Annotated in this window: 20 protein-coding genes, 2 tRNA genes and 1 pseudogene; 12 read left to right on the forward strand and 11 right to left on the reverse strand. The window is 71.5% G+C overall.

The window, feature by feature from the left end:
- From SACSA_RS26785 to SACSA_RS0111560, 3 genes and pseudogenes are all read left to right on the forward strand, one after another.
- Positions 1-205, forward strand: a pseudogene (locus SACSA_RS26785) (hypothetical protein); the annotation flags it as partial.
- Positions 202-456 carry a cellulose binding domain-containing protein gene (locus SACSA_RS26790; protein WP_232212931.1) on the forward strand — a complete coding sequence of 85 codons (255 nt, stop codon included), beginning with the start codon at positions 202-204 and terminating at the stop codon, positions 454-456. The pseudogene SACSA_RS26785 and the gene SACSA_RS26790, both read left to right, overlap by 4 nt.
- Before the next feature lie 61 nt (positions 457-517).
- Positions 518-1,363 (forward strand): SAM-dependent methyltransferase, encoded by an 846-nt coding sequence (locus SACSA_RS0111560; RefSeq protein WP_019816043.1) that lies wholly within the window; start codon positions 518-520, stop codon positions 1,361-1,363.
- A 166-nt stretch (positions 1,364-1,529) separates the two neighbouring features.
- Here the strand turns inward: SACSA_RS0111560 and SACSA_RS0111570 are convergent, their stop codons facing one another.
- On the reverse strand, positions 1,530-2,246 hold the full coding sequence (locus SACSA_RS0111570) for a GAF and ANTAR domain-containing protein (RefSeq protein WP_019816046.1): 717 nt from the start codon (positions 2,244-2,246) through the stop codon (positions 1,530-1,532).
- 149 nt (positions 2,247-2,395) lie between these two features.
- Here SACSA_RS0111570 and SACSA_RS0111575 point away from each other — a divergent pair, with 149 nt between their 5' ends.
- A complete protein-coding gene (locus SACSA_RS0111575) occupies positions 2,396-3,697 on the forward strand; it encodes a hypothetical protein (RefSeq protein ID WP_019816048.1) in 1,302 nt (433 codons plus the stop codon).
- A 47-nt stretch (positions 3,698-3,744) separates the two neighbouring features.
- Positions 3,745-4,365 (forward strand): hypothetical protein, encoded by a 621-nt coding sequence (locus tag SACSA_RS22595; protein WP_048876706.1) that lies wholly within the window; start codon positions 3,745-3,747, stop codon positions 4,363-4,365.
- Positions 4,366-4,413: 48 nt separating this feature from the next.
- Here the strand turns inward: SACSA_RS22595 and SACSA_RS0111585 are convergent, their stop codons facing one another.
- Complete coding sequence (locus SACSA_RS0111585; protein ID WP_019816051.1) at positions 4,414-4,845, reverse strand: Hsp20/alpha crystallin family protein; 432 nt, start codon at positions 4,843-4,845, stop codon at positions 4,414-4,416.
- A gap of 448 nt (positions 4,846-5,293) precedes the next feature.
- Entirely contained in the window at positions 5,294-6,043 is a 750-nt protein-coding gene (locus SACSA_RS0111590; RefSeq protein WP_019816052.1) for an SDR family NAD(P)-dependent oxidoreductase, read from the reverse strand.
- Between the two features lie 190 nt (positions 6,044-6,233).
- Here SACSA_RS0111590 and SACSA_RS22600 point away from each other — a divergent pair, with 190 nt between their 5' ends.
- Positions 6,234-6,425, forward strand: a complete 192-nt coding sequence (locus SACSA_RS22600) for a PspC domain-containing protein (RefSeq protein WP_048876707.1) — start codon at positions 6,234-6,236, stop codon at positions 6,423-6,425.
- Positions 6,426-6,450: 25 nt separating this feature from the next.
- Here SACSA_RS22600 and SACSA_RS0111600 read toward each other — a convergent pair whose 3' ends face one another.
- From SACSA_RS0111600 to SACSA_RS0111610, 3 genes are all read right to left on the reverse strand, one after another.
- Positions 6,451-7,197, reverse strand: coding sequence for a pentapeptide repeat-containing protein (locus tag SACSA_RS0111600; RefSeq protein WP_019816054.1), 747 nt, complete (start codon positions 7,195-7,197; stop codon positions 6,451-6,453).
- Between the two features lie 145 nt (positions 7,198-7,342).
- Entirely contained in the window at positions 7,343-8,164 is an 822-nt protein-coding gene (locus tag SACSA_RS0111605) for a hypothetical protein (protein WP_019816055.1), read from the reverse strand.
- Positions 8,165-8,590: 426 nt separating this feature from the next.
- Positions 8,591-8,663, reverse strand: a tRNA-Lys gene (locus SACSA_RS0111610).
- Between the two features lie 198 nt (positions 8,664-8,861).
- Here SACSA_RS0111610 and SACSA_RS0111615 point away from each other — a divergent pair.
- Complete coding sequence (locus SACSA_RS0111615; protein WP_028661793.1) at positions 8,862-10,064, forward strand: L,D-transpeptidase; 1,203 nt, start codon at positions 8,862-8,864, stop codon at positions 10,062-10,064.
- Between the two features lie 147 nt (positions 10,065-10,211).
- Here the strand turns inward: SACSA_RS0111615 and SACSA_RS0111620 are convergent, their stop codons facing one another.
- The 3 genes from SACSA_RS0111620 to SACSA_RS0111630 all read right to left on the reverse strand — a co-directional run bounded on the left by SACSA_RS0111620 (position 10,212) and on the right by SACSA_RS0111630 (position 13,183).
- Positions 10,212-11,357: an acyl-CoA dehydrogenase family protein gene (locus tag SACSA_RS0111620; RefSeq protein ID WP_019816057.1), complete on the reverse strand. Its 1,146-nt coding sequence runs from the start codon at positions 11,355-11,357 to the stop codon at positions 10,212-10,214.
- A gap of 1 nt (position 11,358) precedes the next feature.
- Positions 11,359-12,228 carry a 3-hydroxybutyryl-CoA dehydrogenase gene (locus SACSA_RS0111625; protein ID WP_019816058.1) on the reverse strand — a complete coding sequence of 290 codons (870 nt, stop codon included), beginning with the start codon at positions 12,226-12,228 and terminating at the stop codon, positions 11,359-11,361.
- A 160-nt stretch (positions 12,229-12,388) separates the two neighbouring features.
- Positions 12,389-13,183 (reverse strand): TetR family transcriptional regulator, encoded by a 795-nt coding sequence (locus tag SACSA_RS0111630; RefSeq protein WP_048876699.1) that lies wholly within the window; start codon positions 13,181-13,183, stop codon positions 12,389-12,391.
- Positions 13,184-13,279: 96 nt separating this feature from the next.
- Here SACSA_RS0111630 and SACSA_RS0111635 point away from each other — a divergent pair, with 96 nt between their 5' ends.
- Positions 13,280-13,744, forward strand: coding sequence for a hypothetical protein (locus SACSA_RS0111635; protein ID WP_019816060.1), 465 nt, complete (start codon positions 13,280-13,282; stop codon positions 13,742-13,744).
- Positions 13,745-13,807: 63 nt separating this feature from the next.
- Here the strand turns inward: SACSA_RS0111635 and SACSA_RS0111640 are convergent.
- Positions 13,808-13,883, reverse strand: a tRNA-His gene (locus SACSA_RS0111640).
- 72 nt (positions 13,884-13,955) lie between these two features.
- Complete coding sequence (gene orn, locus SACSA_RS0111645; protein ID WP_019816061.1) at positions 13,956-14,564, reverse strand: oligoribonuclease; 609 nt, start codon at positions 14,562-14,564, stop codon at positions 13,956-13,958.
- Positions 14,565-14,893: 329 nt separating this feature from the next.
- Here orn and SACSA_RS22605 point away from each other — a divergent pair, with 329 nt between their 5' ends.
- The 4 genes from SACSA_RS22605 to SACSA_RS0111665 all read left to right on the forward strand — a co-directional run bounded on the left by SACSA_RS22605 (position 14,894) and on the right by SACSA_RS0111665 (position 19,859).
- On the forward strand, positions 14,894-15,889 hold the full coding sequence (locus SACSA_RS22605) for a DNA-3-methyladenine glycosylase family protein (RefSeq protein ID WP_019816063.1): 996 nt from the start codon (positions 14,894-14,896) through the stop codon (positions 15,887-15,889).
- 12 nt (positions 15,890-15,901) lie between these two features.
- On the forward strand, positions 15,902-16,627 hold the full coding sequence (locus tag SACSA_RS0111655; protein ID WP_028661794.1) for a M50 family metallopeptidase: 726 nt from the start codon (positions 15,902-15,904) through the stop codon (positions 16,625-16,627).
- A gap of 143 nt (positions 16,628-16,770) precedes the next feature.
- Positions 16,771-18,012, forward strand: coding sequence for an aldehyde dehydrogenase family protein (locus tag SACSA_RS0111660; protein WP_019816067.1), 1,242 nt, complete (start codon positions 16,771-16,773; stop codon positions 18,010-18,012).
- Positions 18,013-18,152: 140 nt separating this feature from the next.
- The gene (locus SACSA_RS0111665) at positions 18,153-19,859 is read left to right on the forward strand and encodes a DEAD/DEAH box helicase (protein ID WP_019816069.1); all 1,707 of its coding nucleotides are present in this window, start codon (positions 18,153-18,155) and stop codon (positions 19,857-19,859) included.
- Positions 19,860-19,890 lie beyond the last annotated feature (31 nt).

Raw genomic sequence — 19,890 nt, forward strand, 5'->3', positions numbered from 1 at the left:
TATCGGCCTGTTCACCAACCTCGCCCCGGACGGGACGGAGGTACGCCCGGCCAGGGAGATCGTCGCGGAACTCGCGCCCGGAGACGGCGACGTGGTGCCGCTCCCGGCGCGTCCCGCACCGCACCGTCCGGGCAGGGCGGCGGGCGGTGCACGGCGGAGTACCGGGTCACCCACGCCTGGCCGGGCGGGTACCAGGCCGAGGTGACGGTCCGCAACAGGGGAGAGGCCGCGGTGACCGGCTGGACGGTGCGCTGGCGGTTGCCCGACGGGCACACCGTGGCCGACCTCTGGAACGGGACGCTCACGCGTGCGGGCGGACGGATCACGGTGCGGGACGCCGGATGGAACGCCAAGATCGAACCGGGGGCGGACACCACCTTCGGTTTCGTCGCCCGGCTGCCCGAGGCGGCCGCCACGGCGGCCCCCGGCACGGAGCCGGAGCCCGTCTGTGGCTAGGGTCGTGCGCACCCGGTGGTCCGGACCGACGACCGCCGGTCCGGCGCGAGTGAGGAGTGCGATGACGCGGTCCGGTGACGAACCCGGTGGTCAGGTCGACCTCGAGACGCCGAACCCTGCGCGAATCTACGACTGGTACCTCGGGGGCACGACGAACTGGGCCATCGACCGGGAGTTCGGCGCGAAGGTACTCGAGACCTACCCGGCGGTGCGCACGATGGCCCGCGTGGGCAGGGAGTTCCTCGGGCGCGGTGTGGCCAGGCTGGCGCGGCTGGGTGTGACGCAGTTCCTCGACCTCGGCTCGGGCGTGCCCACGGTGGGCAACGTCCACGAGATCGCGGACTCGGTCAATCCGGGAAGCCGGTGTGTCTATGTCGACAACGAGCCGGTGGCCGTGGCGCACTCGCGCGTGCTGCTCGAACGCGAGGGCGACCCGGCGCGGCACGCCGTGGTCGAGTGCGATCTGCTGCGGGTCGACCAGGTGTGGGAGCAGGCGCTGGCCACCGGGGTGCTGGACCCGTCCCGGCCCGTCGGGCTGATCGTGGTCAACGTGCTCTACTTCTTCGGCGACGACGCGGGGCCGCACGAGGTGCTGGCGCGCTATCGGGATCTGCTGCCGTCGGGGTCCTACCTGCTCGCCACGCACCTCACCGAGGATGGCGTGCCCGAGACCGACAGCGAGCGGCGTGCTCAGGTTCGTGACCGGTACCAGCGTTCCAGCGCTCCGCTGCACCTGCGCTCCCGTGCGGAGTTCACCCGGTTCTTTGACGGGCTCGACCTCGTCGATCCGGGCGTGGTGTGGGTGCCCGAGTGGTGTCCCGACGAACACCCCTCCCCGTACACCGACGAGTTCCGCACCGCGCCGGAGACCAGCAGCGCCTTCGCCGCTCTGGGGCGCAAGCCCTGAGCGGCACGCCGGGTCCCCTCGGCGGACGCTGGTCGTCGTGACGGGCCCGGCCGAGCCGGAACCGGGGCGGCGGACTACGCCGACGCGTTCCTGGTGCTGGCGATCGTGCTGACCGCCGCGGGCGCGTGCGCGCTGACGCTGCCGGAGCCGGCCTCCGGCACGCCACTCACGCGGCGTCCCGTCCGGTGACCAGCCACTCCGCCACGTCCCGCAGCGTGCGGTCGGTGTGTCGCGAGGCCCGCACGAGCAGGGCGAAGGCCGCCTCCGCGTCGAGCTGGTGGCGTTGCATGAGGATGCCCTTGGCCGTGCCGATCACGTCCCGCGTGGTCAACGCCGCCCGCATCCGCTCCGTGCGGTTCACCCCGGCGATCGCGACGGCGGCCTGGGCGGCGAACAGTTCCGCGAGGTGCTCGGTCTCGCCGTCGAAGGCGTGCGGCTCGGCGGAGAAGAGGGTCAGCATGCCCAGCCACGCGTTGGTGGTGAACAGCGGCAGCGCCAGCATCGAGACGACGCCGCGCTCGGTGGCCGCCTCGGCGAACCGGGGCCAGCGCGGGTCGCTCGCGAGATCCCCGGCCCGGTGTGGCCGTGTGGTCCGCGGGTCCATGCTGGGCCCTTCGCCGAGGTCTCGCTGCACCTGCTCCAACGTGGCCGTCAGCGTGCTCGACGCGGCCACCGAACGCGGTCCCCGTTCCTCAAGCAGGCACAGGCCGACGTGGTCGGCGTGCGGGACGGTGACGCGTACCGCGTCGACGATCGAGCCGACCGTGCCGGTGAGGTCGTTCTCCGATTCGACGGAGCGGGCCAGGTCGGCGAGGACATCATCGAGCCGGAGGCTGTCGGCGTCCACGTCGTCGCGGCCGGGGAAGGTGTGGTTGCCCGCCATGCCCCCAGGGTGGGTGCCGCCGAGCGTCACTGTCCAGCCGGGGCCAGCGTCGCCCGAGCGAGCGGGCGACCGGCCCGGCGCGGTACGGCGCCGGGTCTTGGCGCTGTACCCGGGGTGTAAGAGTTCACCCGCCCGGGTAACCAATCCGGGTGAGTGGACTTGAGGAGGAGAGCCGGCAGAAGGAGACGGGACCCTCGGGCAGGAGCGACGCGGGCGAGCGGGAGCAGGACGAGCCGGTCCCGCCCGGCCGGGAACCGGAGAAGGCGGAACCGGACGGTGCCGCGGACGAGTCCGGCGAACAGCGGCGGACCGTCGTGGTCGGGCTGGTTTCCGACCCCGGTCTGCCCGCCGAGTACCTCGGCTCATTCGTGGACGAGCTCGCGGACGATCTGAGCCGGAGGGTCAGTGACGAGGTCGACTGGGAGGTCCGCAGCCGCACCCAGCCGCTGGAACTGGACGAGGGCGCCAACGTACCGATCGTGCGCCTGGCGCGGCAGGCGTTGCCCGAATACGGCTGGGACGTCGTGATCTTCGTGACCGATCTGCCGCGGCGCCTGGGCACGACACCCGTGGTGGCGGACATGAGTTCCGACCACCGCGCGGCGCTGGCCTCCCTGCCCGCACTCGGCGGGATCAGGGTGTGCCGGCGGCTCCAGGACACGTTGCTCTACCTCATCGGCGCGCTGAGTCAGAAGCGCGGCTTCATCGACGGCGCGGAGGGCATGCGGGGCCGCGCGGCGGGCAGGCTCGCGCCGGTGCGCTGGACCGACAATCCCGTCGAGGGGATTGAGTCCGCGGTCGTCCTCACCGGCTGGCGCGGCCGAGCCCGGTTGCTCTTCGGGATGGTGCGGGACAACAAGCCCTGGCGGCTGGTGCCCGAACTGTCCACGGCGCTCGCCGCCGGGTTCGCCGCGGCCGCGTTCGGTATCTTCTACAGCAGCATCTGGTCGCTGGCCGACGCGCTCGGCCCGATGCGGCTGGTGACGGTGAACGTACTGGCCATCGTGGCGATGGTGGCCTGGCTCATCTTCTACAACAACCTGTGGCAGCCCCGGTCGGAACTCAAGGAGAAGGCCTGGCTGTACAACCTCGCCACCGTCGTCACACTCTCGTTGGGCGTGCTCTCGGCGTACGTGGTGTTGTTCCTGGTCACGCTCGGCGGGGCGCTCGCGGTGATCCCCCCGGACTACCTGGGACAGACGCTCGGCCATTCCGCCGGACCGGGCAGCTATCTCTCGCTGGTGTGGCTCTCGGCCACGATGGGCACCTTCGCGGGAGCGCTGGGGTCCAGTTTGGAAAGCGAACAGGCCGTGAACCGCGCCACCTACAGCAAGCGCGAACGGCAGCGCAGGCAGCGTTTCGAGGAGCTGCGCGAGCGGGAGGACGAGCGTGAGCGGCGGGAGGACCGAAGTGGGCGAGGGGAGGAGCGCGACTCCTGGGACGAGATCTGAGCCGGGGCGTTCCGGGCGGCGTGGGTCCGGTCGGGGAGAATGGCGGCGTGGCACACCCGACCGGCCGGCCGCGTGGCGAGGCGGACCGGCGGCGGTGGAACACCCGCTTCGCCGGGCGCGCGCCGACCTTCGCCGTGCATCCGCTGACCACTGCCGCACTGGAGGCCGACGTGCCCGACGGGCCGGTATTGGAACTGGCCTGCGGGCGCTCGGGTAGCGCGCTCGCGCTGGCCGAGCTCGGGCGGCGTGTCGTGGTGGCCGACGTGTCGGACGTGGCGTTGGACCAGCTTCGCGGCGAGGCGCGCCGACGCGGTGTGCACGACCGTGTGCTCCGCGTCGAGGTGGATCTGTGTGCGTGGGCCTCCGCTGTCGCTTCCGGGCGGAAAGACGTGCGCGGTACCGAGTTCCCGGAGCTGGAGGGGCCTTTCGCCTTCGTGCTCGCGACCCTGTTCTGGGACGCGGACGTGTTCCGGGCCGCGTGCGCCCGGGTGGCGCCCGGGGGATTGCTGGGCTGGGAGGCGTTGGCCGATGCCCGCCCGCGGCGCTATCACGTGCGGCACGGACAGCTGGAGGAGTCGCTGCCGCCCGGGTGGCGTGTGGTGCGTGCGGAACTCGTCGGCGCGGGTGCGCGCCGGTCCAGTCGCCTGCTGGCCAGGCGGACTGGGTGACGGCGTGTGACCGGTGACGGCGGCGGCCCCGAGGGCGCGCCGCCGTCGTCAGGCGTCGATCGTCTTGCGGCCGGAGCCGCCGGTGACTGCGATCTTGCGCGGTTTGGCCTGCTCGGCGACCGGGATGCGCAAGGTCAGGACGCCGTCGTCGTAGTGGGCCGCGATGGCCTCGGTGTCGAGCGTGTCACCGAGGAACAGTTGCCTGCTGAACACTCCGCGCGGCCGCTCGGCCACCTGCACGTCCGCGTCGTCGCCGAACTCGGCTCCGCGCTCGGCGCGCACCGTCAGCACGTTGCGCTCGACGTCGAGGTCGATCGACTCGGCCTGGACGCCGGGCAGGTCGAAGCGCACGACGAACTCGTCGCCCTCCCGGTACGCGTCCATCGGCATCGCGGTGGGCCGCGTGCTCGTCCCGTCCGCGCCGAGCATCTGCTGGGTCAGCCGGTCAAGCTGCCGGAACGGGTCCGTACGCATCAGCATCGGTGATTCCTCCTCTCGTCACTCACATCAGTAGCAACCAGAAGACACACCTTTCTTATACTCGCGACTACAACTTCAGTCAAGCCCCACTCCCCGCGAGTTGCCCCTCCCGGCGCGCGAGTTGCCCCTTCGTGCTGGCGAGTTGCCCCTTCGTGCTGGTGAGTTGCTCCCGCCGTGCTGGCATGTTCAGGGAAGAGGAGCGGATGCGCCTGGACCGATTCGTATGTGGAGGCGCCGCCGGCGCGGGTGCGGCCTACGGACCCGACCTGTGCCGAGAGCGGGCCGCACGTCCGCGTTCCGGTAGCGCCCGAGCTGGACTTGGCTGCCGCCACACCCAGGCTGAGCCTCACGGACGGGACCGGGCGACTCGCCGACCGTGGCCGTGGCGGACGGGAAGGGGCAACTCGCGGACGGCAAGGGGCAACTCGCGGGCGGGTGGGGGCAGGGGTTAGGTGAGGGTGTTGCCACCGTTGGTGGCCAGTTTCTGGCCGGTGACGAAGCCGCCGCGCTCGGAGGCCAGGAACGCCACCGCACCCGCTACGTCCTCGGGCGTGCCGAGCCGGCCCAGCGGCACCGAGGCGGCGTAGGCGGCCTTGTCCTCCTCGGTGGCGTCCTGGTGCCGCTCCGTCGGCACCCACCCGGGCGCCACGAGGTTCACCGTGATGCCGTGCGCGCCGAGCTCGCGTGCCCAGGAACGCGTGAGGCCGAGCTGTGCGCCCTTCGCCGCGACGTAGGCGCTGGACCGCGGAATGCCGAGTTCCAGCACCTCCGAGCCGACGTGGATGATGCGCCCCCAGCCGCGCTCGCGCATGCCCGGCACCACGGCCCGCGTCAGCAGCAGCGGGCTCTTGACGAAGAACTCCAGCTGGTCGAGCGCGGCGCGCCAGTCGAGGTCGTCGAGAGCGATGAAGGGTTGCGGCCCGGTCGCGTTGAGCACGAGCACGTCGATCCGTCCGAACGTCCCCAGCACCGCGTGCCGCAGTGCGTCGACGGACCCCTCGTCGGTCACGTCCGCCCGGAAGACCTCCGCCGTGCCGCCCCGCGCGGTGATGCGCTCGCGCACCGACTCGGCCGCGTCCTTGTTCCGCGCAAAGTTGATCGCCACGCGGAACCCGTCACCGGCGAGCGTCTCGGCGATCGCGGCACCGAGACCGCGTGAGGCGCCCGTCACCAGTGCCACTCGCTCGCCCCAGTTCACCGCGTCCCTCCCGTCGTGTGCGTGCAAAGCTGTGTACCGCACGGAAACGGCCCGGTGCACAGCGTAACTCGATCGGTTCAGTCACCATGCCGCCGTCCGGACCAACCCTGAAGTGAGGCTCCGCTCGCGCGCTCGATCTCCGGGTCGGTCCCCGATGCGCGCCGGTGCCCACGACCCGACACTGGGAGGCATGACAACGACAACGGGTCTGACTCGCTCACGGGACAACCGGGTCATCGCGGGTGTGTGCGCCGGACTGGCGCGCCGGTTCGGCTGGTCCCCGCGCACGGTGCGCGTGGTGTTCGTGCTCTCGTGCCTGCTACCGGGGCCTCAGTTCGTCCTCTATCTGGCCCTGTGGATTCTCCTGCCCGAGGAGCGGTGAGCGGCCCGGCGCCGAAACCCCCGGGTCACCAGTGGTCGGGACGGTCCACCGCGGGCGGCAACCGGGTGGCCGCGTCGCCGACGGCGGCGTTGACCTGTGGCTGGGTGAGGAACAGGCACCCGGTCAGGTCGGCTCCGCGCAGGTCGCAGTCCCGCAGGTCCGCGCCCAGCAGGTCGGTGGTCCGCAGATCAGCACGCCGCAGGTCGGCGGCGATGAGGTAGGCGCCGCGCAGATCGGCCCCACGCAGGTGTGCGCCCCGCAGGCGCGCTCCCATCAGATCGGCACCGCGCCGGTCGCGAGCGCGGCCGGGAATCTCGGCACGGACGGAGGCACTCGCCCGCGCGAGCAACGGTCCGATGCGGTCCCGCAGCGCGGGCACGTCGACCTCGGCCAGCGGCTCGGCGGGCTCGCGGGTCAGGGCGTCCACCTCGTCGCGTTCCTGCCGGAGCGCCGCGTGGACCTCGCGCGCCTCGGGCCGGTCGAGTGCCTCGGTGAGGTACCACAGCAGTTCGTGCAGTTGCCGCAGCACGCCGAACGCGGCGAACATCGCCGTCGCCGTCTCCGGGTCGTCCCGCCAGTCGCGACCGGCGAAGGTCACGGTCGAAAGGTGCTGGCCCGCGCCGAAGCAGTCGAACACGGAGCATCCGCGGAAACCGTCGGCGCGCAGGCGCGCGTGGATGCCGCAGCCGAAATCGGCACCCAGGTTCGGACACGGCGTTCCCGCGTCCTTGGTGAGGCCGAAGTCCGCGGACCGCGTGAAGGGCAGCGCCACACAGCACAGCCCGGCACACCGGGAGCAGTCCGCGCGCAGTGTGGCGAGCCGCGTCCCTGAAGTCGCTGCCGTGGCGCCGGAGGCGGCGCCCGCGCGCGTGTCGTCGTGGGGGAGCCGGCCGGGCCGGTCGGAGGGGGTCACCACATCAGGATTCTCGCACGCTGCGTGCCGCCTCGGCCGGGTCCGCCGCCAGCCACCCCGCGTTCTCCGCGGGCCGCACCTCGATCATGCGCTCGAAGAGGTCGACCACCGCGTCCTCGACGATCTCCTCTGTCTCGCGGAACACGGTCTCGACCGGGTCGGCGGCCCGCTCCGTGTCCGGAACCGCTGTTCCCGCGGCGCACACGGCGAGCAGCAGGGCCTGCTCGACGGCCAGCCGCAGCTTGCCGCACTCGGGCAGGAACTCCCGTGCGATGGCCATCGTGCCCGCCACGGCGGCGTCCCCGGCGTTGGCCGAAAGGCGTCGGGAGATGTCCAACGTCAACTCCGTGCGCTGGGGGCGGTACCACTGCCAGCGCTCGGAACCGTAGAGGGCGTAGAGGGCCTTGCGCACCGCCGTCCTCGGCCCGGCCATCGCCTCGGCCGCGTCGGCCACCGAGTACACGGGGGTGTGCTCGGCCAGGCTGGCGGCGGCCAGTTCCAGGCGGCCGACGACGCGCAGCCAGGTCGGCAGGTATACCCGGACCAGCCAGTCCATCGCCAGCCGTGAGCGCTCCTCGTCGTAGCCGTCGCCGGCCGTGCCGACAAGGTCCGGGACGAATCGCTTGAGGTTCTGCCGCTTGTCGTGCGGGAGTCGCGCGCACAGCGCGGTTCCGGTGCGCAGCAGCACCGTCGAGACACAGCGGGGGCGGTCGGAATGCTCCTCGTCGGCGAACCACGCCACGGCCTCGGGCAGGCAGACCCGCCGTGTCCTGGTCGGATTCGGAGACCTGGTGAGGGTGATCGCGGTCAGGTCGAGCGCATTCATAGTGGCTCCTTTCCCGCGGGCGGAGAAAGCGCGGATTAATCCGCTCACCTCACGATCGCCGAGATTCGGGGGTGTGGGCAAGTCGGTCCACCCGGACAGGCGCGCGACCGGCCGCGGCCCGCTCGTGGTGTGCGTCACCGGAGACCGGTTCGCCCCCCCGCCCCGTGGGTCGTGACGCCCATGCCCCCGTTCTCGTGGTTGTCGTGGAGTAGGCGAGGGTCCCGCGTGTGGTGTGTACCCGGTCCGGCGCCGGCGAAAGCGGCGTCGGGTCGTCGGGCGGGCGACGGGTCTGGTCCACGCCACGCCGACCGGCGCGCGGCTCGGGGTGAGGATGGCGAGGATGCCGTCGGCGATCCGGCTCGCCGAGAACGGACACGGCGGACAAGAAAAAGGTCAGACGCCGTAAGGACGTCTGACCTGGGATTGTGCGCCATCAGGGACTCGAACCCCGAACCCGCTGATTAAGAGTCAGCTGCTCTGCCACTTGAGCTAATGGCGCGTGCTCGACCGGCGTCGTTCGTGTTGTCGGCTCCGTTCGGCAACGTGTGAAACACTAGCACGCCCGTATCCGGCCGGTGACGCGGCCCCCTGATTGAGGCTCGGACACAACTTGATGACGTCCACCCACGCGATGCGACGACTCCGGCACACTCGCCACACGTTCGGGGCAAGTCTTTCGTGAGATCGGGGGAAGTTGATGGCACGGCCGGGTGGAGTTCCGCCGCGGACGGGCAGGGTTTGGGCGTCATTGCTGCTGGTCGCGGTGGCGACCGTGGGATGCGGTGCTCCCGTCCCCGGGGAGTCGGCGCCGTCGCGGTCGACGACACCGTCCACCAGTGAGCCGCCCGAGCCCGTGACCCTCGGGATGTCGGTGTCGGACGACGAGTCGGATGTCGAGCCCGCGCGACCCGTCACGGTGCGTGCCGAGAACGGCCGGATCACGGGCGCGTCGTTGATCGGCACGCACGGGACGAAGGTCGAGCACGACCTGCGTTCCGGTGGCTCGCTGTGGACCACGACGGAGCCACTGGGCTACGGCAAGACCTACACCCTGACCGTGCGCGCGACCGGGGAGGACGGCGCCGAGGTCGAGGAGACCTCCACCTTCACCACGGCCACACCGGCGCGCACGGTGGACGTGTGGATCAACGCCCGGAACGACGAGACGGTGGGTGTCGGCATGCCGTTGATCTTCACCTTCAGCGGCGCCGTGCCGGACCGGGACGCCGCCGAGGAGGCGCTGACCATCAGCGCCGAGCCCGAGACCGAGGGCGACTTCCGCTGGTTCGGCGACGACCGCGTGATCTGGCGGCCCAAGGAATACTGGGAATCGGGCACGGAGATCACCGTCGATGCGCGGATCTACGGCAGGGACCTCGGCGAGGGCACCTACGGCGCGCGGGACAAGGCGGTCACGATCACCGTGGGGGAAAAGCTGCTGATCTCCGCCGACGGACAGAGCCACCGGATGACGGTCACGGCGGACGACGAGACCATCCGGACGATGCCGATCTCGATGGGGAAGGCCTCCAGCTCCACCCCGAACGGCACCTACACCGTCATGAGCGAGCACCACGGTTACACGCTGGACTCCAGCACCTACGGCGTCGCGGTCGACAGCTCGGACGGCTACCGCATCCACGTCGACTACGCCGCCCGGCTCTCCAACAGTGGCATCTTCTACCACTCGGCGCCCTGGTCCGTCGGCGACCAGGGCAAGCGCAACGTCAGCCACGGATGTCTCAACCTCGCGCCCGAGGACGCGGCGTGGTTGATGGAACGGAGCAAGCGCGGAGACCCGGTGACCGTGGTCAACGCGGGCGGCCAGACGCTCGAACCCACCGACGGGTGGAGCGTGTGGCAGATGTCCTGGGAGGAGTGGCAGTCGGGCGCGGCGTGACTCCGGCCTCGCGGCCACGCCCGGAACCCACGCCGGAGCCCACGTCCGGAGTCGGAGCACCGTGCGGGACGGGTCGTGCCGGGAAGCCCTGCCCGGGACATGCTGCCCGGAAGGCACACCCGCCACGGCCCGCCCGTCGCGGAAAGATCAGCCCTTGAGCAGCTTGCGAGCCATCACCATGCGCTGGATCTGGTTGGTGCCCTCGTAGATCTGGGTGATCTTGGCGTCGCGCATCATCCGCTCCACGGGGAAGTCGCGGGTGTAGCCCGCACCGCCGAAGAGTTGCACGGCGTCCGTGGTCACCTGCATCGCCACGTCGGAGGCCTTGGTCTTGGCGGCACTGGCGAGGAAGCTCGATCGCGGGTCCCCGCGCTCGGTCGCCGCCGCCGAGACGTACACCAGGTGCCGCGCCGCCTCGATCTCGGTGGCCATGTCGGCCAGCATGAACTGGACGCCCTGGAAGTCGGCGATCGCCGTGCCGAACTGCTTGCGTTCCTTGACGTAGTCCACCGCCGCGTCCAGCGCGCCCTGGGCGATTCCCAGCGCCTGCGCGCCGATCGTCGGGCGGGTGTGGTCGAGCGTGGCCAGGGCGGTCTGAAGCCCGGTGCCCGGTTCCCCGATGATCCGGTCGGCGGGGATACGGCAGTTCTCGAAGTAGATCTCGCGCGTGGGTGAGCCCTTGATGCCCAGTTTGCGTTCCTTCGGGCCGACCGAGAACCCGGGATCGTCGGCGTGCACGACGAACGCGGAGATGCCCTTGGCCTTCTTCTCGGCGTCGGGGTCGGTCACGGCCATCACCGTGTACCAGCTCGACTCACCCGCATTGGTGATCCAGCACTTGGTGCCGTTGAGCACCCAGTCATCGCCGTCGCGCTGGGCGCGGGTACGCATCGAGGCGGTGTCGGACCCGGCTTCGCGCTCGGAGAGCGCGTACGAGGCCGACGCCTCTCCCGAGGCGATCGACGGCAGCACGAGCTTCTTCAGGTCGTGGGAGGCCGACAACAGGATCGGCTGGGTACCGAGTTTGTTCACGGCCGGGATCAGGGACGCCGAGGCGTCGACCCGCGCGACCTCCTCGATCACGATGCAGGCGGCGACCGCGTCCGCCCCCTGTCCGTCGTAGGCCTCGGGAATGTGCACGGCGTTGAAGCCTGCAGAGGTCAGCGCCGTGGCGGCCTCGTGCGGGTAGCGTTCCTGCTCGTCGACCTCCGCGGCGTGCGGCGCGATCTCCTTCTCCGACAGCGCGCGCACCGCGGCGCGGAGCTCCTCGTGTTCCTCGGACAGTTGGTACATCTCATTCTCCCCGGGTGTAGTCGTAGAAGCCCCGGCCGGACTTCTTGCCGAACAGCCCCGCGTCCACCATGCGCAGCAGCAGCGGCGGCGGGGCGTACTGCGGGTCCGCGTACTCGGCGTACAGGGAGTCGGCCACGGCCTTGGTGGTGTCGAGCCCGATCATGTCCGCGAGGCGCAGCGGGCCCATCGGGTGCGCACAGCCGAGCACCATCCCGTTGTCGATGTCCTCGGCGCTGGAGTGGCCCGCCTCGACCATCCGGATCGCCGACAAGAGGTACGGGATGAGCAGCGCGTTGACGACGAAGCCCGCGCGGTCCGGCGCGCGCACCACGGTCTTGCCCAGCGCCGTCGTGGCGAAGTCCTCGGCGCGGGACACGGTTTCGGAGCCGGAGAGCAGGGTGGGGATCAGCTCCACCAGTTTCAGCACCGGAACCGGGTTGAAGAAGTGCAGGCCCACGACGTACTCCGGCCGGGACGTCGCCATCGCCAGCCGCATGATCGGGATGGAGGACGTGTTCGACGCCAGCACGGCGTCCTCGCGTCGCACGATCGAGTCGAGCGCGCGGAAGACCTCCAGCTTCACGTCCTCCTTCTCGGCCACGGCCTCGACCACGAGGTCGCGGTCGGCGCAGTCGCCGATGTCCACGCTGACGGTCGTGCGGGCCAGGGCGGCGTCGCGCTCCTCGGCGGAGAGCTTGCCCTTGCTCACCGCGCGCTCCATCGACGTCTCGAGGCGGGTCCGCCCCGCCTCCGCGGCGGCGGGGTCGGCCTCGACCACGAGCACGTCGAGACCGGCCAGCGCGCAGACCTCGGCGATGCCCGAGCCCATCAGCCCCGCTCCGATCACGCCTACCCGCGTGATGTCACTCATCGCAATCCTTCCTGGCTGATCCTCACGTTGACCGGATTTTAGTAGGACGGCCTACTATCCGGAGAACAAAGGGACACGGGTCACGTCGGGTGGTCGGGGGACGACCGGAATCGCCGGGCACCGTCGCCCCGGACCCGCGGCCCCGGCCCTGTCATTCCGGCTACGAGCGCCGAGTCGGGCCCCCGTAATGGCACGACGTGCCATTACGGGGGCCCGGTGCGTCGCTGGTGAGCGAGTCGCTGATGCGGCGCACCACCTCGGAGGTCGGAGTCGACGTCCGCAGTACCGCCACCACGGTGTCGTCCGCGCTGCCGGACCCGGTCGCCACCGTCGGCGGGAAGGCGGCGGTGACGACCCCGAACGCCTGGTCGGCGAGGGCGTGGGCGTCCACCTCGCCGCCGCTGCGCAGCCACTGGCGCAGAACGTGGTTGTGGGCGGCGGCCACCGCCGCGGCGGCGACCGAGGCCCGGACGTCGGCCAGTGGGTCGCCCGCCGCGCCGAAGCGTTCGCGCAGGTAGTGGGCGAACACCCGCTGATAGAGGTCGACGCTGGCCACTTCCTTGTCGCGTAGCGACGGGACCGTGCGGGTCAGCGCGTACCTTTTGATCGAGACCTCGGGATCGTCGAGGTAGAAGTCGAGGACGACGCCGACCGTCTCGCACACGACACCGACGGGGTCGCGCCGGTCGTCGGCCTCGGCGAGCCTGCGTTCGACCTCGGGCAAAAGTTCGTCGTGGTTGGGGAAGATGGCGTCCTCCTTCGACCGGAAGTACCGGAAGAAGGTGCGCCTGCCGACGCCCGCCGCCGCGGCGATCTCGTCGACCGTCGTGGCCTCGTAGCCGTTGTCGAGGAACAACCGGATCGCGGCCTGGGTGAGCGCGTGACGGAGTTTCCGGCGGCCCGCGGAGGTGCGTCCGACCCGGGCGCGAGGCGCTGGCTGGGAACTGCCGGGCATACGCAGAACGTAGCAGGGTCCCTTGTTAATGGCACTCAGTGCCGCTAGGCTTCCGGGTGCCGTGGACAACGAGGTGCCGCTGGACGAGGGAGTGCCATGAGCGTGGAGCTGGACACCGCGCCACAACGGGATTCGCGTGTGGACTATCGAGCGACGTTCGGGTGGCCCGTCGAAGGGCGCACCGGCCGCGAGCGGCTCGTCACCGGCGCCGGTATCGGCGCGGTGGTGGTGCCGCGCGGGATCTCCGGTGTGGTGCTGGCCAGCCTGGACCGGCAGGGTTGCGGCGCGCCGGTGCTGACGCTCCCGACGCGCCGTGAGATGGCCACCGTCTTCCTCGTCGAGACGGGCGACGTCGGCGTGGTGGAGACGGGTCTGCCGCCCGGTGTCCACGTGCTCCCCGCTGGGTCGGTGGTGCCGTTACCGGACGAGCGCGACCCCGAGGCCCTCACCCGGTGGGTCGTGGAACCGGACGTGTCACGGCGCTGGTTGCCCAGTCTCGGCGCGGTGCTGGCGACGGTGGTCGCGATCGCCTCCCCGCGCGGAGACCTGCCGGTGTGGTGACCCGTCGACGCGGTGGCGCGGAGCACCGGCCACTCCACGTCGAGAGCGTGGAGCCGGTTCGTCTGGGGTGAGTGACGGGACTTGAACCCGCGGCCCCCTGGACCACAACCAGGTGCTCTACCGACTGAGCTACACCCACCATGCGAGGTGCCCTCGCGAGCACCTCGGCCTGATCACTATAGCGTCCCGCCGGGACGGCGCTTCAACCGGGTTACTCAGCCCCGTCCCGCAGCACCTCGTCGGCGGTGGCCCGGGCCTGCTCGCTCGTGGGACCGGGCTGCGCGACGAAGGCCGTGCGGCGGTAGTACTCCAGCTCGCCGATCGACTCCCGGATGTCGGCAAGGGCGCGGTGCGCGAGCCCCTTGTCCGGCTTGGCGTAGTAGATGCGCGGGTACCAGCGGCGCACCAGCTCCTTGACCGAGGAGACGTCCACCATGCGGTAGTGCAGGTGGGCGTCGAGCGTGGGCATGTCCCGCGCGAGGAAGCCCCGGTCGGTGGCGATCGAGTTGCCCGCCAGCGGTGCCGTGCGCGCGTCGGGCACGTACTCGCGGATGTAGTCGAGTGCCTGCCGCTCGGCCTCGGCCAGCGTCATCGTCGAACGGCGGACCTCCTCGGTCAGGCCCGACCGCGCGTGCATGGTCCGCACGACGTCGGGCATGTTCGCCAGTGCTTCGTCGTCGGCGTGGATGACGAGGTCCACCCCGTCGCCGAGGATGGTGAGGTCGGCGTCGGTCACCAGCACGGCGATCTCGATGAGGGCGTCCTTGGCGAGGTCCAGCCCCGTCATCTCGCAGTCGATCCAGACAAGACGATCGGTCACCCGGGAAACCCTAACGTGAGGCACGAGGTGGTGCTTGTCACGCTCCGTTTCCCGGTCGCCGAGCGCGTGCGCCGTCCGATCCGGTGCCGCGCGCTGGTTCGTCACCGTCCCGTGGAGCCACCGCTGTCGCCGCCGAGGTCGCTCTCGCCGCCGCGCGGAGGGAATGGCAGAGCACCCGTCGCAGAGCGAACGGTTCCGTCGTCGAGGCAATTTCCCGGAAAACGGAACGAGCGGTTCCGTTCGTTTCCTGAATCTCTTTTCCGTTCTGTCGTGTGCGGTTAATGTCGCTTCCGAGGTGCGAATCGACCGTTTCCGAAGGGTGTTTCCAGATGTGCGTTTCCGCCGGTCACGCGGCTGATCTGACCGTCGATCTGCCTGTGCGTGGCACGCTCGACCTGGCCGACTACGCCGACCACCTCACCGGTGTCGACGGTTCCGCGTCCGGATTCCGGGTGTGCTCGCCGGGCCCGGGGGAGGGGCCCGGTTCGGTGCTTCTGCGTTCGGCGTTGTTCACCGAGACCCAGTACGAGTACGTCGAGATCTCGGTGCGCCAGCGCGCCCCGGACTCGCTGGCCGTCGACCTCACCGGTCCGACCGAGGTCGCCCAGGAGGTCGTCGAGCAGGTGCGGCGGATGCTCTCGTGCGACCTCGACGGTGACGCGTTCGACTCCGTGGCCCGGTCGGACCCCGTACTCACGCGCGTGCACGCTCGCCGTCCGGGCCTGCGGCCGGTGCTGTTCCGCTCGCCGTACGAGGCCGCCTGCTGGGCGGTGGTGTGCCAGGGCTTGAGCCGGGAGCGGACCACGGAACTCGTGCGGGCGCTGGCCGAGTCGCACGGCCGGGTGGCCGGTGTGGGCGCCCGGCGGCTGTGGGCGTTTCCGCCGCCGCACGCTCTCGTCACCGGCGTGCGGGTGCCGGGGCTGTCGGCGCTCAAGCGGCAACGACTGGAGCTGGTCGCGGAGGTGGCGCTGGAGGGACGTCTCGACGCGGCGGCGCTGCGTGCCTTGCCGGCCGCCGACGCGCTGGCCGAGGTGCGCGGCCTGCCCGGGGTCGGGCCGTTCTCGGCCGAGTTGATCGTCGGCCGCGGAGCGGGGCATCCCGACCTGTTTCCGCTCCGGGAAACCGCGCTGCGCCGGGCGGTCGCCGGGCTCTACGGCACGGCCGACTCCGAGGTGGAGTTGGCCGGTCTCGCCGAGCGCTGGCGGCCCTACCGGGGCTGGGCGGCGTTCGTGCTCCGCGACGCCTACGTCACGTGCCGCCGGTGCGCCCTGCGTCCACCGGCCCGCCCGGTCCCGGGCGGGCGCGGGGAGGGAACGCGACTGTGATGAGCTGGCCGGGTGACAACGACCGATCAGGCAAACGCCGTGCTGAACGCGTTCGAGCTGGGTTTCGGTGCCGCGAGCACCATCGCCGTCGTCACCGGGGTCGTGGCTTGCGCTGTGGTGTTCCTGCGGACGCCGTGGCGGTTCGCGCGCAACGTGGTGACGATCGTGCACGAGGCGGGGCACGCGCTCGTCGCGCTGCTGGCCGGACGGCGTCTCCAGGGCATCAGACTGCACTCGGACACCTCCGGTGTGACCGTCTCTCGGGGCAGGGCGAGCGGCCCCGGGATGGTTCTGACCACCTTGGCGGGGTACCCGGCTCCCGCCCTGCTCGGTCTGGCGTTCTCGGGACTGGTCTCCGCCGGCCGGCTCAGCGTCGTGCTGGGGATCGCGGCGGCGCTGTTGCTCGGTGTGCTCGTGATGGTGCGCAACGCTTACGGTGTGCTGTCCGTCGTGCTCTCGGCGCTGGTGCTGGGCGCGGTGGCGCTGGTCGCGGGACCGGGGCCACAGGCGGCGTTCGTGTACGTGATGACGTGGTTCCTGCTCTTCGGCGCGGTCCGGCCGGTGTTCGAACTTCAGGCCAAGCGGCGCCGTGGCGCGGCACGCGATTCCGACGCCGACCAGCTCGCGCGCCTGACCGGTGTGCCCGCCGTCATCTGGCTGCTGGTCCTGCTCGTGCTCACGGTGAGCTGTCTGGTGGGCGGTGGGATGTTGCTGGCCGGGCCCGTGCTGGCCCCGTAACCGCCGCGCGGTCGTGCGTCGAGGGGCGGCTCGGGCCCCCGGTGCGGTGCGGCACACTGGAACCAGAGGCATCCGGCGCGACGCCGGGGTGCGCGGTGGCCGGGCGTGGCCCCGGCCGGAGTGGACGTCGAAAGGACGGTGCGGTGACCGACGAGGTGGCGAAGGCTGTCGAGGTGTGTGCGCGTGCGGCCAAGGATGCCGCCCCGTCGCTGGCCACGGCCGGGGACGCGGCGATCGACACGGCGCTGCGGGGTATGGCACAGCGCCTCGGTGCGCACGCCGATGCCGTCCTCGAAGCCAACGCCGCCGACGTCGCCGCTGCCCGGGCCGACGGCATGAGTGCCGGGCTGCTCGACCGGCTCACCATCACCGACGACCGTCTCACCGGCATGGCCGACCAGTTGCGCCTGCTCGCCGACGCTCCGCATCAGGAGCGGTCGGTGCCGGTGTCCACATTGCCGGACGGCCTCCGGCTGGTGGAGCGACGCCGGCCGGTGGGCGTGCTGGGGGCGAACTACGAGGCGCGTCCGAACGTGACGGTCGACGTGGCCTCACAGCTGGTGAAGTCCCGCAACGGCGGCGTGCTGCGCACCGGCGCGGCCGCACTCGGCTCCGCGCGGTGCCTGCTCGACGTGGTGATCCGCCCCGCGCTCGCCGACGCGGGCATCGACCCCGAAGTGATCCAGCTTGTGCCGAGGGCGGAACGGGAGGCCGCTGCGGCGCTGGTGCGGCTGCCCGGCCTGGTTCCGCTGGTGATCCTGCGGGGCAGCGGGGAGAGCACCCGGGCACTGGCCACCGAGGCCGCCACGCACGGCGTGCGCACGCTCGCCCACGCCGACGGCGGGGGTGTGCTCTACGTCGACCAGGACGCGGACGCGGAGAAGGTACAGTCGTTGGTGGCGCACAGCCTCGACCGGCTCGGCGTCTGTAACCGGCTCAACCTGCTACTGCTGCACGACGCGGTGTACGACCGGATCTGGCCCACGGTGTCCGGGGCGCTCGCCGAACGAGGAGTGCGGGCGTCGCTGCCTCCGTACGAGCATCCGATCGGCTACGAGTGGGCGCTCGACTCGGACCGGGAGGCCACGGTGACCGTGGCTCGGGTCGCCGGGGTCGACGAGGCGCTCCGCATCGCCAACGAGGAGACCTCCGGGCTCGCGGCGGGCATCGCCACCGAGAACGCGGCGGCGATGGAGTTGTTCTTCGACGGCTACCAGGGGACGGGCGTCTTCTGGAACGCCCCGACCCGGCTGCTCGACGGATTCAAGCTCCTGGGTGTGCCGGAGACGGGCATCAACCTCGACAAGGTTCCCGGGCCGCGGGGCCCGGTGACCTACACGGACCTGTACGTGCGCCAGTACGCGGTGTTGCCGCAGGGGCGCTGACCGAGGGCGCCGGTGCCCCGCACGAACGAGTGAAGTCGAACGGATGTTCGATCTGTAGGCTGGTGGATCGCCCCTGCCTGGGTGGAGCCACGGCCGTGGCGTCCCCAGTCGAATCCGTTCATCAGGAGCAGGAGCTCAGCATGGTCGCCAGTACGGCGGAGTACCCGAATGTCACCGAGCGGTCCGGCGGATTCGCCGACCTCGCGCTACATCCCGAGCTGACCAGGGCGCTGGTCGAACTCGGCTACGAGGAGCCGACGCCCATCCAGCGCGCGGCCGTCCCGCCGTCGCTGGCCGGACGCGATGTCGTGGGGCAGGCCGCGACCGGGACGGGCAAGACCGCCGCCTTCGCGCTGCCCCTGCTGCATCACCTCGCGGGCGCCGAGCGAGGGAGCGCACCGCGTGCGCTGGTGCTCGTGCCGACCCGGGAACTCGCCGCGCAGGTATGCGAGGCGCTCCAGAACTACGGTCGGCATCTCGGCACCCGGGTGGTCCCGATCTACGGCGGTCAGCCGATGGGTGGTCAGCTGCGTCAGCTTGAGCGCGGCGCGGACGTGGTGGTGGCGACGCCGGGGCGGGCACTGGACCACCTCACGCGGAAATCGCTGCGCCTCGACGAGCTGAGGGTTGTGGTCCTCGACGAGGCCGACGAGATGCTCGACATGGGCTTCGCCGAGGACATCGACACGATCCTCGGGCGCACGCCGGACGAGCGCCAGACCCTGCTGTTCTCCGCGACGATGCCCCCGAAGATCGCGGGCCTGGTGCGCCGGTACCTGCGCGAGCCGGAACGCATCGAACTCAGCCGGGCCGAGTCGGTCACCGGCGAGGCCGCGCTGATTCGCCAGACCGCCTACGTCGTCCCGCGCGGACACAAGCCCGCCGCGCTCGGCCGGGTGCTCGACATGGAGGCGCCCACCGCGGCCGTCGTCTTCTGCCGTACCCGGGACGAGGTCGACCGCCTCACCGAGACCATGAACGCCCGGGGTTATCGCGCCGAGGCGCTGCACGGCGGAATGGACCAGCACCAGCGTGACCGCGTCGTGGGCAGACTGCGCGCGGCGACCGCCGACCTGGTGGTCGCCACCGACGTCGCGGCCCGGGGGCTCGACATCGACCAGCTCACTCACGTGGTCAATTACGACGTGCCCAGCGCGCCGGACGTCTACGTGCACCGCATCGGCCGGGTGGGGCGCGCGGGCCGGGAGGGGTCGGCCATCACACTGGCCGAGCCGAGAGAACACCGTATGGTCGGCACGATCGAACGGGTCACCGGACAGCGGATCGCGGTCGAGAATCTGCCCACCGTCGCCGATCTGCGCGCCCGGCGCTGGGAACGCACCCGAGCGGCCCTGCGCGAGGCCCTGCTGGCCGACTCGCTCGACGACGAGGTGGACATCGACTCGCTGGTCGCCGAGTTCGATGCCGTGCGCGTGGCCCGGGCGGCGGTCAAACTCGCCCACGAGGCCGGTGGTGGGGTCGCCGACGAGGAGGAGCTCCCCGAAGCACGCCTCGACCCGCGTGGCGGCGCGGGACGCGAGCGCCGGAACGGCAGTCGCGAGGGAAGCCGAGGGGGCCGGACGGCCAAGCCGCCCGCCGACGACATGACGCGGTTGTTCGTCAGTCTCGGCCGGACGGCCGGGGTGCGGCCGCAGGATCTCGTCGGCGCGATCGCGGGTGAGTCCCCCTTGCGCGGCAAGGACGTCGGCGCGATCGAGATCGCCGACCGGTTCTCGCTGGTCGACGTGCCCCGGGCCGCCGCCGACGATGTGATCACCGCGCTGCGGGACAGCAGCATCAAGGGCCGCAAGGTCACCGTGCGCCGCGAGCGTCGCCGCGCGCGGTGAGGCCGGCGGAGGCACGGTCGTGCCCGCCGCC

It is taken from the genome of Saccharomonospora saliphila YIM 90502 (assembly GCF_000383795.1).
GTDB lineage: Bacteria > Actinomycetota > Actinomycetes > Mycobacteriales > Pseudonocardiaceae > Saccharomonospora > Saccharomonospora saliphila.

What these genes read in the sequence shown, in the direction of transcription:
- SACSA_RS0111560 (WP_019816043.1), top strand. Translation starts at nt 518, where the DNA reads ATGACGCGGTCCGGTGACGAACCCGGTGGTCAGGTCGACCTCGAGACG.
- SACSA_RS0111570 (WP_019816046.1), bottom strand. Translation starts at nt 2,246, where the DNA reads ATGGCGGGCAACCACACCTTCCCCGGCCGCGACGACGTGGACGCCGAC.
- SACSA_RS0111585 (WP_019816051.1), bottom strand. Translation starts at nt 4,845, where the DNA reads ATGCTGATGCGTACGGACCCGTTCCGGCAGCTTGACCGGCTGACCCAG.
- SACSA_RS22600 (WP_048876707.1), top strand. Translation starts at nt 6,234, where the DNA reads ATGACAACGACAACGGGTCTGACTCGCTCACGGGACAACCGGGTCATC.
- SACSA_RS0111605 (WP_019816055.1), bottom strand. Translation starts at nt 8,164, where the DNA reads ATGAATGCGCTCGACCTGACCGCGATCACCCTCACCAGGTCTCCGAAT.
- SACSA_RS0111615 (WP_028661793.1), top strand. Translation starts at nt 8,862, where the DNA reads ATGGCACGGCCGGGTGGAGTTCCGCCGCGGACGGGCAGGGTTTGGGCG.
- SACSA_RS0111620 (WP_019816057.1), bottom strand. Translation starts at nt 11,357, where the DNA reads ATGTACCAACTGTCCGAGGAACACGAGGAGCTCCGCGCCGCGGTGCGC.
- SACSA_RS0111625 (WP_019816058.1), bottom strand. Translation starts at nt 12,228, where the DNA reads ATGAGTGACATCACGCGGGTAGGCGTGATCGGAGCGGGGCTGATGGGC.
- SACSA_RS0111630 (WP_048876699.1), bottom strand. Translation starts at nt 13,183, where the DNA reads ATGCCCGGCAGTTCCCAGCCAGCGCCTCGCGCCCGGGTCGGACGCACC.
- SACSA_RS0111635 (WP_019816060.1), top strand. Translation starts at nt 13,280, where the DNA reads ATGAGCGTGGAGCTGGACACCGCGCCACAACGGGATTCGCGTGTGGAC.
- SACSA_RS22605 (WP_019816063.1), top strand. Translation starts at nt 14,894, where the DNA reads ATGTGCGTTTCCGCCGGTCACGCGGCTGATCTGACCGTCGATCTGCCT.
- SACSA_RS0111665 (WP_019816069.1), top strand. Translation starts at nt 18,153, where the DNA reads ATGGTCGCCAGTACGGCGGAGTACCCGAATGTCACCGAGCGGTCCGGC.